The organism is Streptomyces sp. NPDC093984 (genome assembly GCF_044764595.1).
GTDB classification, from domain to species: domain Bacteria; phylum Actinomycetota; class Actinomycetes; order Streptomycetales; family Streptomycetaceae; genus Streptomyces; species Streptomyces cynarae.
Genome location: NZ_JBIWIM010000001.1, coordinates 1,093,705 through 1,110,041, shown reverse-complemented (window position 1 = coordinate 1,110,041; position 16,337 = coordinate 1,093,705). Strand labels below are relative to the sequence as shown.

Genomic DNA, 16,337 nt, shown 5'->3' with positions numbered 1-16,337 from the left:
AGTGAAGCAGCACACGATCATCGACAGCCCCTACGGCCCCCTCACCCTCGTCGCCGACGACGGCGTCCTGTGCGGCCTCTACATGACCGACCAGCGCCACCGCCCATCGGAGGAGACCTTCGGAGAGCAGGGGGATGGCGTCTTCGCCGAGGCGGAGGAGCAGCTGGAGGCGTACTTCGCGGGCGAGTTGAAGGAGTTCACCCTCGAACTGCGCCTGCACGGCACGCCGTTCCAGCGTGGCGTCTGGGAGCAGCTGCGCCGCATCCCCTATGGCGAGACCCGCTCCTACGGCCAACTGGCCGACGCCCTCGGCAAGCCCGGCGCCTCCCGCGCGGTGGGCCTGGCCAACGGCAGGAACCCGATCGGCATCATCGTCCCCTGCCACCGGGTCATCGGTGCGAGCGGCGGTCTGACGGGCTACGGCGGCGGACTGGACCGCAAGCGCCGGCTGCTGGAGTTCGAACGGGGATCGGCGTTGTTCTAGGGCTGCCTGCCTACCCCTCCCGGAGACTGCGCAGCAGAGCGGGCAGCGCGGTGCCGATCGGCTCCCGCACGATCTCGTCGGCCCGGCCGTCGTACGGCGTCGGCTCGGCGTTGACGATGATCAGCCGGGCCCCGTGGTCGGCGGCCAGGCCGGCGAGAGCGGCGGCGGGCTGGACCTGGAGGCTGCTGCCGACCGCGATGAACACCGTGCACGCCTTGGTGATCGCGACGGCCTCGCCCAGCACGTCCGGGTCCAGCTGCTCACCGAACATCACGGTCGCCGACTTCAGGATCCCGCCGCACTCCAGGCACGGCGGGTCGTCCTCCCCGGCCTCGACCCGGGCCAGCGCGTCCTCCATCGGGCCGCGTGCACGGCACCTCGTGCAGACCACGCTGCGGGCGGTGCCGTGCAGTTCGAGCACCTTGCGGGCGGGCATCCCGGCGAGCTGGTGCAACCCGTCCACGTTCTGCGTGATCACCCGCACGGGCACCCCGGACCGCTCCAGCTCGGCCACGGCCTGGTGCGCGGCGTTCGGCTCGGCGTTCAGGGCCTGGCTCTGCCGTCGCATCTGCCACGAGCGCCGCCGGATCTCCGGGTCGCTCATGTAGGACGCGTACGTCACGAGCTTCTCCGCCTCGGGGTCCCGTCGCCACAGCCCGTTCGGCCCGCGATAGTCGGGGATCCCGGAGTCGGTGGAGATACCGGCGCCGCTGAGGACGGCGACGAGGGGCTTGGTCATGTCACCGAGAGTAGGACGGCCGATCTCGGTGGGGCGAACGGACAACGCGGCCCGCGTCAGCCGACCCGGTGGCCGTTCTCCAGCTCCGCCGTGCCCGCGCCGTCCGCCAGCACGTCGAGGGCGGCGAGCACACGGCGGCCGAGGGCGCCCGGCAGGTAGTCGGTGAGCTCCTCGCGGGGCACCAGGCGCCAGGACAGCAGCTCCTCCTCCTGCAGCCGGATCGCCTTGAGGTCGTCCTCGCCGAGGATCCCGCCGTCGTACAGGTAGGCGACCAGGGGCGGGCGTCCCCTCCCGTGCACCCAGTCGACCGCGAGCAGCCGGCCCGGCTCGCGGTCGAGGCCGATCTCCTCCAGCGTCTCGCGGCGCGCTCCCTGACGCGGGGTCTCGCCGTCGTCCGACTCGATCGTGCCGCCCGGGAGCGCCCAGCCCTCACGGTAGTTGGGCTCGACGAGCAGCACCCGGCCCTCGGCGTCGCGGAAGAGGGCGGCCGCGCCCGACAGGACACGGGGGAGGGACGCGATGTACGCGGCGAAGTCTGGAGTCGTCATCCAGGAAGGGTAACCACTGCCTGGTCAGGAGACGGCGGACGTCAGGTACGTCAGGTACACACCTCCCGCGCAGTCGGGCATCGTCCGAAGAGTCCAGCGGCCCTCCACCGACCGGGAGGAGAAGTTCGACTCGGCGTCGTCCTCCTCCACCTCGCCCTCCTTCAGCGCGTATCCGGCCTTGGGGAGCTGCTTCTGCAGGAAGGTGAGCGCGGAGTCGAAGCCGCCGCGGACGACGGTGGACACGACCAGCCGGTCGCCGGTGCGGTGCTCCACCGAGGTCACGACCGCGCCCTCGGGCACCGGCAGGTCGGCCGGGAAGTCCTTGGGCAGCGGAAGTGAGGCGGCGGTGGGGCAGCCGCCGGGCGCCGGTGCGGCGGTTGCCTCCACGGCCGGCCGCTCCGACGGCTCACTCGCAGCCGAGCAGCCGGTGACGGCCGCCAGGGCGAGGACGCAGCCGGCCAGCGCGGCGGCGGGCGGGAACGGCTTCACTTATCGGCCTCCCTTGGTCTTCTTGTGGTTGCCGGCGACCACGGCGTCGTACGCGCCGTACAGCGTGTTGCCGGAGGACTGGCGGGCGATGGAGGCCAGCGCGTCGTAGTTCTGCGCGCCTTCGGTGGCACAGGCGCCGGTGCAGCCGTCGGCGTAGGCGACGAGCACGCGGCCCTGGGCGTCGAGGGTGACGTCGATGAAGTCCAGGAGATTGCGGTCCTGGCCGCAGGTGGTGCCGCCGGTGCAGATGGACCCCTTCTGGACCGGGTCGGTGGGGGTGGCGTCGACGGTGACCCAGGACTGGCCGCCGTCGTAGGTGGTGGCCACGTACAGGTGCCAGACGCCCTTGAAGCCGGCCGTGTCCTGGTAGCCGCCCCCCGTGGTGGTGCCCAGGAAGGCGAAGGCGGCGCGGTTGTCGTCGCCCGCGGTCACGGCCGGGAAGACGATGTTCTTGATGCCGAGGGCCGCGCCGACGTTCTGGTCGTACAGCCACGTCCTGCCCTTGTCGTGGCTGACGGCGATCCGCGCGGTGCCGTCGCTGTTCTGGTAGCCCATGTAGACGGTCCCGCCCGCGCCGACTCCCACGCTCGGGTCGGAGTCGCCAGGGGTGCTGGAGGGGTTCTTGCGGACGGTCCACGTCAGGCCGTCGTCCTCGGACACGGCCACGGCCTGGTTGCCGCCGCAGCCCTTGTTGGGCACGTAGACCGTGCCGTCCGGGGCGACCTTCACATGCCCGTGCAGTCCGCCGCAGTCCAGCAGCGAGTACATCGGGACGGCGGGCCCGTACGTCAGCCCGCCGTCCCGGCTGACCGCGCAGGAGGCGTCGGCGATGTCCTGGGAGCAGTAGTAGACGGCGTTGGGGTACGACGTGAGGGCACCGGGACCGCCCGGCGCAAAGGGGCCGCCGCCGATCGTCTGGTGGTCCACTCCGGAGTTGATGCCCGAGCCGCCCGTCGGCGTCCACGTCTCGCCGTCGTCGTCGGTGTAGCAGGTCAGGGCGGTCTTGCCGGCGAGCTGCGACTCGAAGGTGCGATGGGTGGCCGGGTCGGTGAACAGGATCGGGTCGAGGCTGGTGAGGCTGCCCTGGGGGCAGCCGTCCGCCGCGTTCGCGCTCTTGTCCTGCCAGGTGGCGGTGCCGGCGCTGTCGTAGGTGACCTTGAGCGTCGAGGTGTACGCCTGGAACATCGCGGCGCCGGTCGCGCGGTCGACACCGATCGAGGGTTCACCGGCGTCGTGCGCGTCCGCGATGCTGTCCGGTGCCGAGGAGTCGGCGTACGCCGGCGGGGTCGCCGTACTCGGCGGCGGATCGGCCGGGTCGGTGACCAGGCTCGCGGTGCCGGTGAAGCTGTCGCCGAGCGGTGCGTACGGCACCACACGCACGGTGTACGACGCCGTCACCGCCGGGAGCAGTACCGTCTCGGGGTCGCTGCTGGAGGCCGAGGCGGCCACGACGTGACCGTTCGGGCCGAGGACGTACAGGTCGAAGTCGGCGGCGGTGTCGGGCCACTTGATGCCGATGCGCAGGCTGTGACCGGTGTCGTAGCCGGTGGGCACCGTCACCTTCAGCGCGTAGTCGTCGCACAGCTGCGGGTCGCCGCAGCTGACGGTGCCCGTGGTGCCGGAGACGTTCGGAACGGCGAAGGGCCCGCCGCTCCATGTGGTGGAGGGCGCGGTGTCGCTGACCGATCCGGAGGGTGGAGTGGCGGCGTCGGCCGACACACCGGGCAGGGCGCCGGCCAGGAGAGCCACCAATCCCACGGCGACAGGCCACCGCGACCGCGGCTGGCGGTGACGGAGCACGGAGAAGAGAGCCACAAGTACCTCGAGGGGTCGCGAGTCGGACGAAGGGCGGTGGTGCGGGGCGGTACGGGTGGTGCCTTCGTCTGCTCTACGGGGAGGTACGGGCCGTCCGTCGCGCGGAAGTCGAACGTTTCTCGGACGGGCTCCGGCTCACTCAGGCGGGCCTCGACTTCCTCGAGCGGCAGGGCCCGTTCCCCGCGCCACCGGATCATCACTGGCTGCTCCCCGTGACCAACGGCGCGAAAAGGTTTGGGAGTTGCTGGACAGGTATGGTCTGGGAGAGGATCTGTGATCAGCATGCTCGTCAGGAGCATGCCAAGACCACAGACAGGGGGAACACGTGCCGAACATCAAGGCGCGCCTGGCGGCGATGGCGGGGGCCGCCGCGCTCACTGCCGGGCTGCTGGCGGCGGGGGCGGGACCGGCCTCGGCCGCGGAGGACAGCTTCCACTTCGAGCTCCAGCACATGGGAAGCGATACCTACATCAACGTCTTCAACGACTCCATGGAGGGCCGTCTCGCGGGGTGGGGCGGCTGGTGGGCCGACCCGGGCACGAGCGGTGAACCCGGGGACACCCTGGTGGCGTACGACAACCTGGCGGACGGCTACGGCATCGAGTCTCACCTGAGCACGGGACGGACCGCGACCACCCGTGGCCACAGCGCCAAGTACCAGGACACGACTTCGGGCGACCTTCCCGAGGGCAACCACTACCTGATGTGGGTGTGCGTGGTGAAGGGCTCGTGGTCGAAGTGCTCCACGAAGGAAGACGTCTGGGCGTGACGGTTTCGTCAGCCTCGTGGCCGCATGGATCGCAGATGAGGTCGACCTAGCGATCAGTGTCGCCGTTCAGGATCAACGGCCCCGACTCGCAGAGGAGTCGGGGCCTCCTTCTTGGACCCGTATGGTGCACAGCAGTCTTGATCGCGGGTCGGATCTCTGCGTCTGCCGGCCGGATCAGGCGGCCTCGGCCTCCGCGAGCCGCAGGGTCCGTTCCGCCAGCTCGCTGATGTGGACGCCGTCGAAGCCGAAGACGGCGCTGCGGACCGTGTCCTCCAGGGGGTCCTTCCACCGCGCGGGGATCGCTTCCGCGCCGGCGAGGACGCCCGCGACCGAGCCCGCGGTCGCGCCGTTGGAGTCGGTGTCCAGGCCGCCGCGCACGGTCAGCGCGATCGTGCGGGTGAAGTCGCCGTCGCCGTACAACAGCCCGGCCGTGAGGACCCCCGCGTTCGGAACGGTGTGGATCCAGCCGAGTCCGGCGGTCTCCTCGGAGACCGCGTCCAGCGTCTCCTCCCAGCTCAGCCGGGTCTCGTGGAGCGAGATCACCCGGCGTACGGTGCGGGCGAGGCGGCTGCTCGCGGGGATCACCGTCAGCGCGGTGTCGAGCGCGTGCCGGACGGTGGGCGCGGTGAACGCCGCCGAGATCAGCGCGGCCGCCCACATCGCCCCGTACACCCCGTTCCCGGTGTGGGACAGGACCGCGTCCCGGCGAGCCAGCGAGGCGGCGCGGCGCGGGACGCCCGGGCAGGTCCAGCCGTAGACGTCGGCGCGGATCAGGGCGCCGATCCACTCCTGGTAGGGGTTGTCGTAGGTGGCCGTCAGCGGGGGTTTGAGGCCGCCCGCGAGATTGCGGTAGGCGGCCCGCTCGGCCGTGAACGTCTGCAGATACGGCAGCCTGAGCAGCCACTGGTCGCCGACCTGCTCGGTGCTGAAGCCGAAGCCGTGCGTCTCCAGCAGGTCCAGGCCCAGGACGGCGTAGTCGACGTCGTCGTCGCGGCAGCTGCCGTGGATGCGTCCGCGTACGCACTGACGCCACTCGGGGCGCAGGTCGAGGGCGTCGCTCTCGGTGGCGGGCTCGGGCAGGTAGTCGGTGAGCGGCAGCGCCGAGGCCCGCCGCAGATAACGGTCGATGCGCTCCCGCGTCCACACATCGCCCCGCTCGACCGGCTTGCCGAGCATGTTGCCGGCGATCCGGCCCAGCCAGCCGCCGAGGACGCGGTCCGCGAGATCGGTGCCCACAGGGGTCATGGCTGAAGGTCTACCCGATTCCGGGCGCGCTCGCGCGGATTCCGGGGGCCGGACGGGGCATGACGGGGCAGGTGCGGTGCGGTTAGGGTCACAGCGGCGCGACTGCCCCGGCGTGTTCGACGTGCGCGGGGCTCGGAGAGCGAGGGGATTGCAGGTGGCGGACGCTGCAGTGAACGACACGCGAACGGCACGGCGGGTGCTCGTCGCCGCGGACAAGTTCAAGGGGTCGCTGACGGCCGTCCAGGTCGCGGAGCGGGTGACCACGGGGCTGCGCAGGGTCGTGCCGGACCTCGAGGTGGAGGCGCTGCCCGTGGCCGACGGGGGCGACGGGACGGTGGCCGCGGCGGTCGCGGCCGGGTTCGAACGACGTGAGGTGCGGGTCGCGGGGCCGCTCGGGCACGAGGTGACGGCGGCGTTCGCGCTGCGCGGTGACACGGCGGTCGTGGAGATGGCGGAGGCGAGCGGGCTGCAGCGACTGCCCGCCGGGGTGTTCGCGCCGCTGACGGCGTCGACGTACGGGTCCGGTGAACTGCTGCGGGCTGCGCTGGACGCGGGGGCGCGGACGATCGTGTTCGGGGTCGGCGGGAGCGCGACGACGGACGGGGGCGCGGGGATGCTCACCGCGCTCGGGGCGCGGTTCCTGGATGCGGAGGGGGAGCCGGTGGCGCCCGGGGGCGGGGGACTGGCGGAGCTGGCCCGTGCCGACCTGTCGGGCCTGGATCCGCGGCTGGCCTCGGTCGACCTGATCCTCGCGAGCGATGTGGACAACCCGCTGACGGGGCCGAAGGGCGCCCCGGCCGTGTACGGACCGCAGAAGGGGGCCTCGCCGGACGACGTGGAGACGCTGGACGCGGCGCTCACGCACTGCGCGAAGGTGCTGGAGGAGGCGATCGGCGCGCGGGCCGCGGAGTACGCGGTGGCGCCGGGGGCCGGGGCCGCGGGCGGCATCGGGTACGGGGCCCTGCTCCTCGGCGCGCGGTTCCGGCCCGGGATCGAGGTGATGCTGGACGTCCTGGGCTTCGCGCCGGCGCTGGAGCGGGCCTCGCTGGTGATCACGGGCGAGGGCTCGCTGGACGAGCAGACGCTGCACGGGAAGGCCCCGGCGGGGGTCGCGGCGGCGGCGCGCGCGGCGGGCAAGGAGGTCGTGGCGGTCTGCGGCCGCCTGGCCCTGCCGCCGGAGGCGCTGGAGAGTGCGGGCATCGGGCGGGCCTACCCCCTGACGGAGGTGGAGCCGGACGTGGCGCGGTGCATCGCGGAGGCGGGGCCCATCCTGGAGCGGGTGGCGGAACGGATCGCGCGGGACCACCTGGGCTGAGGCGGGGTGGGTTTCGCCCCCGCCGCCCCTACCCTTCCCGTCCCTGGGGGCTGCGCCCCCAGACCCCCGTTGTCGGCCTACGGCCTCGTCCTCAAACGCCGGACGGGCTGAAATTCAGACCCTCCGGCGTTTGAGGAGCGGGGGTCCGGGGGCTGCGGTTCCCGGACGGGGTCCGGGGTGGAGCCCCGCGAGTGGCGCACGGGGAGGGAGTCCCCACCGGGGTCCGGGGGCTGGTCCCCGAACGGGGTCCAGGGACGGGAGCCCCAGCGGGGTCCCTCGCCCCCAGAGGGGTCCAGGGGCGGAGCCCCGGCGGGGTGCGGGGCGGAGCCCCGGTGGGGGTTGAAGGGGCGCAGCCCCTGGAGGACGGGAAGGGTAGGGGCGGCGGGGGCGAGACAACCCCCAGGTGCGCGCCCCGGGCACCAACGCGGAGGGCCCCGAACCCAACCGGGTTCGGGGCCCTCCGCCAAGCGCAGCGTCGCGCGCTACGGCAGCTGCGCCGCCCGCGCCTCCCGGCGATTGTCACGGAAGTTGTTCACCCGGCGTGCCGTGGCGAACAGCGGGATCACCGCGCCCATGACCAGCTGCAGCGCGCAGCCCGTCTGCAGCAGCAGCTGACCGCTAGGCGCGTCGAAGGCCCACGCCGCCAGCAGCCCCATCGACAGGACGATCCACGACAGCATCGCCACCGCGAGCCGGCCCCGCGGCTTCGGGTACTCCACCCGGCTCACCATCAGCCACGCCGTCCCCAGGATCGCCAGCAGCGTGGCGAAGAACGGCAGCTCCAGCAGGACGATCGAGACGACCGTCAGCGCGCCGAACGGCGACGGCATCCCCTGGAACATCCCGTCCTTCATCGTCACGCACGAGAAGCGAGCAAGGCGAAGCACCACCGCCAGCAGCACCACGATCGCGCCGACCGCCGCCACCCTCTGGTGCGCGTCGTCCGCCACCATGCCGTAGACCAGCACGAAGTACGCCGGTGCCAGGCCGAAGCTGATCAGGTCGGAGAGGTTGTCCAGCTCTGCGCCCATCGGCGACGACCGCAGCTTCCTCGCCACCAAGCCGTCGAACAGGTCGAAGACCGCCGCGCACAACATCAGGATGACCGCCGTGGCCGCGCTGTGCCGCGCCATGCCCGCCGACTCGTCGTTGCCCGTCAGGTGCGGGATGAGGATCCCGGTGGTGGTGAAGTACACCGCCATGAACCCGCACGTGGCGTTGCCGAGGGTGAGGGTGTCCGCTATTGAGAGGCGGAGCGAGAGGGGCATCTCCTCCTCGTCGTCCACCTCGGCGGCCTCCGGCACCCAGCCGGACTGGGTATCGGGATCAATCACGGTCAAGGCGCGTCACCCCAGCCACGGTCTTCTGGCCGACCTCCACCGCGATCTCGACACCCTCGGGGAGGTAGATGTCGACACGCGAGCCGAAGCGGATCAGGCCGATACGGTCACCCTGCTCCACCTTCGTGCCCTGCGGGACGTACGGGACGATGCGGCGGGCCACCGCGCCGGCGATCTGGATCATCTCGATGTCGCCGAGCTCGGTGTCGAAGTGCCAGACGACACGCTCGTTGTTCTCGCTCTCCTTGTTGAAAGCGGGAACGAAACCGCCCGGGATGTGCTCGACCGACGTGACCGTGCCGGCCAGCGGCGCACGGTTGACGTGGACGTTCAGCGGGCTCATGAAGATCGCGACGCGGGTGCGGCCGTCCTTCCACGGCATGATGCTCTGCACCACACCGTCGGCGGGCGAGATGACCCGGCCCTGGGTGATCTCGCGCTCCGGGTCGCGGAAGAACCACAGCATGCCCGCCGCGAGTGCGGTGGCGGGCACGGCCACGGCCTTCGCGGCGCCGGAGCGGCGCGCGCGGGCCAGGCTGAGGGCTGCGGTGGCAACGGTCGGGAGAAGCCACGGCGATGCTCCGCGCGCGAGGCGGACCCGGCCGCGTGGTGCAGAGGTTTGGCTGTGGGGCATGGATGACCTTCGTAGCGGGTGATGCCGCGCTTCAATGGGGGACGGCGGCTTTCCGGCCGATCGTACCGGTCACGGACCACAACTGGGCAAGCCAGAAGGCCGAGTCGGCGGCCGAAGAGTGTTGACGGGGTGTGATCTTCTTCGCGAAGAAAACACCCCGTATCGGCATATCTAACCCTGGAGTCGATACTCTTCGAGCAGTCGGCGACCGATGATCATTTTCTGGATTTCGGCGGTACCTTCACCGATCAGCAGCATCGGGGCCTCACGGTAGAGGCGCTCGATCTCGTACTCCTTGGAGAAGCCGTAGCCGCCGTGGATCCGGAAGGCGTCTTCCACGACCTCCTTGCAGTACTCGGAGGCGAGGTACTTCGCCATCCCTGCCTCGAGATCGTTTCGTTCGCCGGAGTCCTTTTTGCGTGCCGCGTTCACCATCATGGCATGCGCCGCCTCGACCTTGGTGGCCATTTCCGCCAGTTTGAACTGGATGGCCTGGTGCTGGGCGATCGGCTTGCCGAAGGTGTGCCGCTGCTGCGCGTACGACACGCCGAGCTCGAAGGCACGCTGAGCGACCCCGCAGCCACGCGCCGCGACGTTCACCCGGCCGACCTCGACGCCGTCCATCATCTGGTAGAAGCCCCGGCCGGTGACCCCGCCGAGCACCCGATTGGCCGGAATCCGCAGGCCGTCCATGATGAGCTCGGTGGTGTCGACCCCCTTGTAGCCCATCTTGTCGATCTTCCCGGGGATGGTGAGGCCGGGGCGGACCTCGCCGAAGCCGGGCTCCTTCTCGACGAGGAAGGTCGTCATCGACTTGTGGGGCGCGGTGCCCTCGGGGTGTCCTTCGTCACTCCGGACGAGCACGGCGACGAGCGAGGACGTGCCGCCGTTCGTCAGCCACATCTTCTGGCCGGTCAGGACGTACTCGTCGCCGTCCTTGACCGCCTTCGACGTGATCGCCGACACATCGGAGCCCAGCGCCGGCTCCGACATCGAGAAGGCGCCCCGGATCTCGCCGAGCGCCATCTTCGGCAGGAAGTAGTCCTTCTGCTCCTGCGTGCCGTGCTGCTTGAGCATGTACGCCACGATGAAGTGCGTGTTGATGATGCCCGACACCGACATCCAGCCCCGGGCGATCTCCTCCACGCACAGCGCGTAGGTCAGGAGCGACTCGCCCAGACCCCCGTACTCCTCGGGGATCATCAGACCGAACAGGCCCAGCTCCTTGAGGCCGTCGACGATCTGCTGCGGGTACTCGTCGCGGTGCTCCAGCTCGGTCGCGACCGGGATGATCTCCTTGTCCACGAAGTCCCGGACCGTGGAGATGATCTCCTGCTGGATGTCCGTCAGACCTGCGGTCTGGGCGAGTCGTGCCATGGCTACTTCTCCTGCGACTTCAGCTCCGGGCGGCCGGGCTGCTCGCCGCCGCGCTCCTTGATGTACGTCTCGGTGGGCACCATCACCTTGCGGCGGAACACGCACACGAGGGTGCCGTCCTGCTTGTAGCCCTTGGTCTCGACGTGGACGATGCCGCGGTCGTTCTTCGACTTCGAGGGCCACTTGTCGAGCACGGTCGTCTCGCCGTAGATCGTGTCGCCGTGGAAGGTCGGCGCCACGTGCTTGAGCGACTCGATCTCCAGGTTGGCGATCGCCTTGCCGGAGATGTCCGGCACGGACATGCCGAGCAGCAGCGAGTAGATGTAGTTGCCCACGACGACGTTCCTGCCGAAGTCCGTCGTCTTCTCCGCATAGTTCGTGTCCATGTGGAGCGGGTGGTGGTTCATGGTGAGGAGACAGAACAGGTGGTCGTCGTACTCGGTGACCGTCTTGCCCGGCCAGTGCTTGTACGTCGCCCCGACCTCGAACTCCTCGTAGGTCCGTCCGAACTGCATGCCGCTCACGCCTCCGGGATCTCGAACTTGCTGGTGCGCTGCATGCCGGCGGCGCGTCCCTTGCCCGCGATGACCAGGGCCATCTTGCGGCTGGCCTCGTCGATCATCTCGTCGCCGAGCATCGCGGAGCCCTTCTTGCCGCCCGCCTCCGACGTGTAGTACTCGTACGCGTCCAGGATCAGCTCGGCGTGGTCGTAGTCCTCCTGGGAGGGCGAGAACACCTCGTTGGCGGCGTCGACCTGACCCGGGTGGAGCACCCACTTGCCGTCGAAGCCGAGCGCGGCGGCGCGGCCGGCGACCTCGCGGAAGCCGTCGACGTTGCGGATCTGGAGGTAGGGGCCGTCGATCGCCTGGAGGTTGTTGGCGCGGGCGGCCATCAGGATCTTCATCAGGATGTAGTGGTAGGCGTCCGCCGGGTAGCCGGGCGGCTGCTCGCCCACGACCAGCGACTTCATGTTGATCGACGCCATGAAGTCGGCCGGGCCGAAGATGATCGTCTCGATGCGCGGGGACGCCTGCGCGATCGCGTTGACGTTGTTGAGGCCCTGGGCGTTCTCGATCTGCGCCTCGATGCCGATGCGGCCGACCTCGAAGCCCATCGTCTTCTCGATCTGCGTGAGCAGCAGGTCCAGGGCGACGATCTGCTCGGCGCTCTGCACCTTCGGCAGCATGATGCAGTCGAGGTTCGGGCCCGCGCCCTCGACCACCGTCACGACGTCCCGGTACGTCCACTCGGTCGTCCAGTCGTTGACCCGGACCACCCTGGTCTTGCCCGTCCAGTCGCCCTCGTTGAGGAACTTGACGATGGTGTGCCGCGCCTCCGGCTTGGCGAGCGGCGCGCAGGCGTCCTCCAGGTCCAGGAAGACCTGGTCGGCGGGGAGGCCCTGCGCCTTCTCCAGGAAGCGGGGGTTCGAGCCCGGTACGGCCAGGCAGGAGCGCCGCGGGCGAAGGCGGTTGACCTGCGGGGCGGGCGTGGTCATGCGGGGACCTCCAGGGGGTCGAGCTTGTTCGCTTTCCGGATCTCGTCGACGATACGGCCGATGATCCCGGTGATGTCGAAGTCCTTCGGGGTGAAGACCGCGGCCACTCCAGCGGCCCTGAGCTGCTCGGCGTCGCCGTTCGGGATGATCCCGCCGGCGATCACCGGGATGTCGGCCGCACCGGCCTCCCGCAGCCGCTCCAGCACGTCGGGCACCAGCTGGGCGTGCGATCCGGACAGGATGGACAGGCCGACCGCGTGCACGTCCTCGGCGAGGGCCGCGTCCACGATCTGCTCGGGAGTGAGCCGGATGCCCTGGTAGACCACCTCGAACCCGGCGTCACGGGCCCGCACGGCGATCTGCTCGGCGCCGTTGGAGTGCCCGTCCAGGCCCGGCTTGCCGACCAGGAAGCGGAGCTTGCCGACGCCGAGGTCGCGGGCGGTGGCGTCCACCCGGCGGCGGACCTCGGCCAGCTTGGTGCCCTCCTCGGGGGCCACCGCGACGGGCGCGGACGACACGCCGGTCGGGGCGCGGAACTCGCCGAACACCTCCCGCAGGGCCCCGGCCCACTCGCCGGTCGTGACCCCGGCGCGGGCGCACTCCAGGGTGGCCTCCATGAGGTTCTCGGTGCCCTTGGCGGCCTCCTTCAGCCGCTCCAGCGCTTTGCAGGGGCGCGGGTGGTTGAAGGGCGGCTGGTAGCGGGTGTCACGCCAGTGCTGCAGCGACTCGATGACACGGGCCTCGACCGCCGGGTCGACCGTCTGGATCGCGGTGTCCAGGTCGGCGGTCAGCGGGTTCGGCTCGGTGCCCTCGAATATGTTGACGCCGACGATCTTCTCCTGACCCGATTCGATACGGGCCCGGCGCGCGGCGTGCGAGGCGACGAGCTGCGACTTGAGGTAGCCGGACTCGACGGCCGCCATCGCGCCGCCCATCTCCTGGATGTGGTCGATCTCGGCGAGCGCCGCCTCGACCAGCTCGTTGACCTTCGCCTCGATCACCTTCGAGCCCTCGAAGATGTCGTCGTACTCCAGCAGGTCGCTCTCGTACGCCAGCACCTGCTGGATGCGCAGCGACCACTGCTGGTCCCAGGGGCGGGGCAGGCCCAGCGCCTCGTTCCAGGCCGGAAGCTGCACGGCACGCGCGCGTGCGTCCTTGGACAGGGTGACGGCCAGCATCTCCAGCACGATCCGCTGGACGTTGTTCTCCGGTTGCGCCTCGGTCAGGCCGAGCGAGTTGACCTGGACGCCGTAGCGGAAGCGGCGGTGCTTGGGGTCCTCGATGCCGTACCGCTCTCGCGTGATCCTGTCCCAGATGCGGCCGAAGGCCCGCATCTTGCACATCTCCTCGACGAAGCGGACGCCCGCGTTCACGAAGAAGGAGATACGGCCGACGACATCGCCCATGCGCTCCTGCGGCACCTGGCCGGAGTCGCGGACGGCGTCGAGGACGGCGATCGCGGTGGACATCGCGTACGCGATCTCCTGGACCGGCGTGGCGCCCGCCTCCTGCAGGTGGTAGCTGCAGATGTTGATCGGGTTCCACTTCGGGATGTGGGAGACCGTGTACGCGATCATGTCCGTCGTCAGGCGGAGGGACGGTCCCGGCGGGAAGACGTGCGTCCCGCGGGACAGGTACTCCTTGACGATGTCGTTCTGGGTCGTCCCCTGGAGCTTGGTGATGTCCGCACCCTGCTCCTCCGCGACGACCTGGTAGAGCGCCAGCAGCCACATGGCCGTGGCGTTGATGGTCATCGAGGTGTTCATCTGCTCCAGGGGGATGTCCTGGAACAGCCGGCGCATGTCACCGAGGTGCGCGACGGGGACCCCGACCCGGCCGACCTCGCCGCGGGCGAGGATGTGGTCGGGGTCGTAGCCGGTCTGCGTCGGCAGGTCGAACGCCACCGACAGACCCGTCTGTCCCTTGGCGAGGTTGCGCCGGTACAGCTCGTTGGACGCCTCGGCCGTGGAGTGACCGGCGTAGGTCCGCATCAGCCACGGCCGGTCCTTCTGACGCTCGCTCATATGCGCCTCTCAGACGTTCCGGAAGCGGTTGATCGCGTCGATGTGCTTGGCGCGCATCTCGTGGTCGCGCACGCCCAGGCCCTCCTCGGGCGCGAGGCACAGGACGCCGACCTTGCCCTGGTGGACGTTGCGGTGGACGTCGTGGGCGGCCTGGCCGGTCTCCTCCAGGGAGTACACCTTCGACAGCGTCGGGTGGATCTTTCCCTTGGCGATGAGCCGGTTGGCCTCGTACGCCTCGCGGTAGTTGGCGAAGTGCGAGCCGATGATCCGCTTCAGCGACATCCACAGGTAGCGGTTGTCGTACTGGTGCATGTAGCCGGACGTGGAGGCGCAGGTGACGATCGTGCCGCCCTTGCGCGTGACGTACACCGAGGCGCCGAAGGTCTCGCGGCCGGGGTGTTCGAAGACGATGTCGACGTCCTCGCCGCCCGTGAGCTCACGGATGCGCTTGCCGAAGCGCTTCCACTCCTTGGGGTCCTGGTTGTTCTCGTCCTTCCAGAACCGGTAGTCCTCGGCGTTGCGGTCGATGATCAGCTCGGCGCCCATCTTGCGGCAGATCTCCGCCTTCTGCGGCGAGGAGACGACACAGATCGGGGTGGCGCCGCCCGCGAGCGCGAACTGCGTGGCGTACGAACCGAGGCCGCCGCTCGCGCCCCAGATCAGGACGTTGTCGCCCTGCTTCATCTGGGCGCCGTTGCGGGAGACCAGCTGGCGGTACGCGGTGGAGTTGACCAGGCCGGGGGCCGCGGCCTCCTCCCAGCTCAGGTGGTCCGGCTTCGGCATCAGCTGGTTGGACTTGACCAGTGCGATCTCTGCCAGACCGCCGAAGTTCGTCTCGAAGCCCCAGATGCGCTGCTCGGGGTCGAGCATGGTGTCGTCGTGCCCGTCGGGCGACTCCAGCTCGACGCTCAGGCAGTGCGCGACGACCTCGTCACCGGGCTTCCAGGCGTTGACGCCGGGGCCGGTGCGCAGGACGACGCCCGCGAGGTCGGAGCCGATGATGTGGTACGGCAGGTCGTGCCGCTTGGTCAGCGGCGAGAGCTTGCCGTAGCGCTCGAGGAAGCCGAACGTCGACAGGGGCTCGAAGATCGAGGTCCACACCGAGTTGTAGTTGACCGAGGAGGCCATGACGGCCACCAGGGCCTCACCCGGGCCGAGCTCGGGCAGCGGGACCTCGTCCACGTGCAGTGACTTGCGGGGGTCCTTGTCGCGGGTGGGCATGCCCGCGAACATCTCCGTCTCGTCCTTGTGCACGGTGACCGCGCGGTAGGACTCGGGGAGGGGGAGGGCGGCGAAGTCGGCGGACGTGGCGGTCCCCGACTGAATGGCGTCCAGGATGTCCTTCACGGTGGTGCCTCCGGCGAATGGCGTCTTGAGGGGAGACGCTGAGGGTTACGTCGGTGTGCTGCTGCTGGTGAGAGGGGTGCCGTCGGTTCGGCGAAGGTGGTGCTGGGCAGCGCTTTGTGGCGCGGAAGTTGCCTGTGACGCAGGCGTCCGGGCGCGCTCGCCGAAAGGCTTGCGGGGACAGCCGACGTACGAAAGGTCTCTGCACGCCGGCCGCCCGGACACCATCACCGTATGGCACCCCGTGTCACCCCGCAAGGCACTGGGTGCCAGAAAGTGCACTCAGATGAAATCTTTACGTAACAAATGAGCGATGATCGATCAAAGCTACCGCTGGGTAGACGCCACGGAGACCCACGAGGCGATCGCCCGGGCGGTGCGCCCGCATCTGTCGGGGGCCTTACTCGGATCGCCGGCTCCGCCCCCGGACCCTCGGCGGGGACTGCGTCCGGTGCGCCGCTCGCGGGGCTCCGCCGAACCCCGTCCGGGGTTCCCTGCTCGAAGAGCTCGGGGGAGTTTGAGGACGGGGAGTTTGAGGACGAGGCCGTCAGGCCGACAGCCGGGGTCTGGTGCGCAGCTCCCGGGGCCGGGAGGGAGCAGGAGCGGATGGGCCCGCGCCCGACGGCACTGGACGGGCTGCCGCTGGTCGGCCCCGGTGCCCAGGCATCCACGGGTGGTGCTCGCCGCCGGGCACAACGTGCCGCGCCCGGCGACAGGGG

The 16,337-nt window shown here is 70.3% G+C and carries 15 protein-coding genes; 3 read left to right on the top strand and 12 right to left on the bottom strand.

All coding sequences use genetic code 11. The features are described 5' to 3' along the window. Window position 1 precedes the first annotated feature (1 nt). Complete coding sequence (locus ACIRC0_RS04995; RefSeq protein WP_403611321.1) at window positions 2-484, top strand: methylated-DNA--[protein]-cysteine S-methyltransferase; 483 nt, start codon at window positions 2-4, stop codon at window positions 482-484. 10 nt (window positions 485-494) lie between these two features. On the opposite strand, the gene ACIRC0_RS04990 is transcribed toward ACIRC0_RS04995, so the two are convergent. From ACIRC0_RS04990 to ACIRC0_RS04975, 4 genes are read right to left on the bottom strand one after another with little or no spacing between them, the layout of a single operon-like run. Further along, window positions 495-1,223: an SIR2 family NAD-dependent protein deacylase gene (locus ACIRC0_RS04990; protein WP_403611319.1), complete on the bottom strand. Its 729-nt coding sequence runs from the start codon at window positions 1,221-1,223 to the stop codon at window positions 495-497. A gap of 56 nt (window positions 1,224-1,279) precedes the next feature. Further along, window positions 1,280-1,771 (bottom strand): NUDIX domain-containing protein, encoded by a 492-nt coding sequence (locus ACIRC0_RS04985; RefSeq protein WP_403611317.1) that lies wholly within the window; start codon window positions 1,769-1,771, stop codon window positions 1,280-1,282. Window positions 1,772-1,795: 24 nt separating this feature from the next. Beyond that, window positions 1,796-2,260: a hypothetical protein gene (locus ACIRC0_RS04980; RefSeq protein ID WP_403611314.1), complete on the bottom strand. Its 465-nt coding sequence runs from the start codon at window positions 2,258-2,260 to the stop codon at window positions 1,796-1,798. Further along, window positions 2,261-4,018, bottom strand: a complete 1,758-nt coding sequence (locus ACIRC0_RS04975; RefSeq protein WP_403611312.1) for a sialidase family protein — start codon at window positions 4,016-4,018, stop codon at window positions 2,261-2,263. Window positions 4,019-4,400: 382 nt separating this feature from the next. Between ACIRC0_RS04975 and ACIRC0_RS04970 the strand changes: the two genes are divergently transcribed. After that, window positions 4,401-4,844: a hypothetical protein gene (locus ACIRC0_RS04970; RefSeq protein WP_403611310.1), complete on the top strand. Its 444-nt coding sequence runs from the start codon at window positions 4,401-4,403 to the stop codon at window positions 4,842-4,844. A 174-nt stretch (window positions 4,845-5,018) separates the two neighbouring features. On the opposite strand, the gene ACIRC0_RS04965 is transcribed toward ACIRC0_RS04970, so the two are convergent. Continuing rightward, on the bottom strand, window positions 5,019-6,089 hold the full coding sequence (locus ACIRC0_RS04965) for an ADP-ribosylglycohydrolase family protein (protein ID WP_403611307.1): 1,071 nt from the start codon (window positions 6,087-6,089) through the stop codon (window positions 5,019-5,021). Between the two features lie 196 nt (window positions 6,090-6,285). Here ACIRC0_RS04965 and ACIRC0_RS04960 point away from each other — a divergent pair, with 196 nt between their 5' ends. Further along, complete coding sequence (locus ACIRC0_RS04960; protein WP_403612715.1) at window positions 6,286-7,404, top strand: glycerate kinase; 1,119 nt, start codon at window positions 6,286-6,288, stop codon at window positions 7,402-7,404. A 482-nt stretch (window positions 7,405-7,886) separates the two neighbouring features. Here ACIRC0_RS04960 and pssA read toward each other — a convergent pair whose 3' ends face one another. From pssA to ccrA, 7 genes are all read right to left on the bottom strand, one after another. After that, entirely contained in the window at window positions 7,887-8,708 is an 822-nt protein-coding gene (pssA, locus tag ACIRC0_RS04955; RefSeq protein WP_403612713.1) for a CDP-diacylglycerol--serine O-phosphatidyltransferase, read from the bottom strand. A 22-nt stretch (window positions 8,709-8,730) separates the two neighbouring features. Continuing rightward, on the bottom strand, window positions 8,731-9,378 hold the full coding sequence (locus tag ACIRC0_RS04950) for a phosphatidylserine decarboxylase (protein WP_200418028.1): 648 nt from the start codon (window positions 9,376-9,378) through the stop codon (window positions 8,731-8,733). 171 nt (window positions 9,379-9,549) lie between these two features. After that, window positions 9,550-10,755, bottom strand: coding sequence for an acyl-CoA dehydrogenase family protein (locus ACIRC0_RS04945; protein WP_403611305.1), 1,206 nt, complete (start codon window positions 10,753-10,755; stop codon window positions 9,550-9,552). 2 nt (window positions 10,756-10,757) lie between these two features. Then, window positions 10,758-11,270: a MaoC family dehydratase gene (locus ACIRC0_RS04940; RefSeq protein ID WP_388572818.1), complete on the bottom strand. Its 513-nt coding sequence runs from the start codon at window positions 11,268-11,270 to the stop codon at window positions 10,758-10,760. Between the two features lie 5 nt (window positions 11,271-11,275). After that, entirely contained in the window at window positions 11,276-12,250 is a 975-nt protein-coding gene (locus tag ACIRC0_RS04935; protein ID WP_403611303.1) for an HpcH/HpaI aldolase/citrate lyase family protein, read from the bottom strand. Beyond that, the gene (locus tag ACIRC0_RS04930; RefSeq protein ID WP_403611301.1) at window positions 12,247-14,274 is read right to left on the bottom strand and encodes a protein meaA; all 2,028 of its coding nucleotides are present in this window, start codon (window positions 14,272-14,274) and stop codon (window positions 12,247-12,249) included. The genes ACIRC0_RS04935 and ACIRC0_RS04930 overlap by 4 nt, the downstream gene beginning before the upstream one ends. A gap of 9 nt (window positions 14,275-14,283) precedes the next feature. Next, window positions 14,284-15,621, bottom strand: coding sequence for a crotonyl-CoA carboxylase/reductase (gene ccrA, locus ACIRC0_RS04925; RefSeq protein WP_403611298.1), 1,338 nt, complete (start codon window positions 15,619-15,621; stop codon window positions 14,284-14,286). Between the last annotated feature and the right edge of the window lie 716 nt (window positions 15,622-16,337).

Coding starts and splice junctions, on each gene's coding strand:
- ACIRC0_RS04950 (WP_200418028.1), bottom strand. CDS start 9,378: ATGCCCCACAGCCAAACCTCTGCACCACGCGGCCGGGTCCGCCTCGCG.
- ACIRC0_RS04935 (WP_403611303.1), bottom strand. CDS start 12,250: ATGACCACGCCCGCCCCGCAGGTCAACCGCCTTCGCCCGCGGCGCTCC.
- ACIRC0_RS04985 (WP_403611317.1), bottom strand. CDS start 1,771: ATGACGACTCCAGACTTCGCCGCGTACATCGCGTCCCTCCCCCGTGTC.
- ACIRC0_RS04940 (WP_388572818.1), bottom strand. CDS start 11,270: ATGCAGTTCGGACGGACCTACGAGGAGTTCGAGGTCGGGGCGACGTAC.
- ACIRC0_RS04965 (WP_403611307.1), bottom strand. CDS start 6,089: ATGACCCCTGTGGGCACCGATCTCGCGGACCGCGTCCTCGGCGGCTGG.
- ACIRC0_RS04990 (WP_403611319.1), bottom strand. CDS start 1,223: ATGACCAAGCCCCTCGTCGCCGTCCTCAGCGGCGCCGGTATCTCCACC.
- ACIRC0_RS04945 (WP_403611305.1), bottom strand. CDS start 10,755: ATGGCACGACTCGCCCAGACCGCAGGTCTGACGGACATCCAGCAGGAG.
- ACIRC0_RS04930 (WP_403611301.1), bottom strand. CDS start 14,274: ATGAGCGAGCGTCAGAAGGACCGGCCGTGGCTGATGCGGACCTACGCC.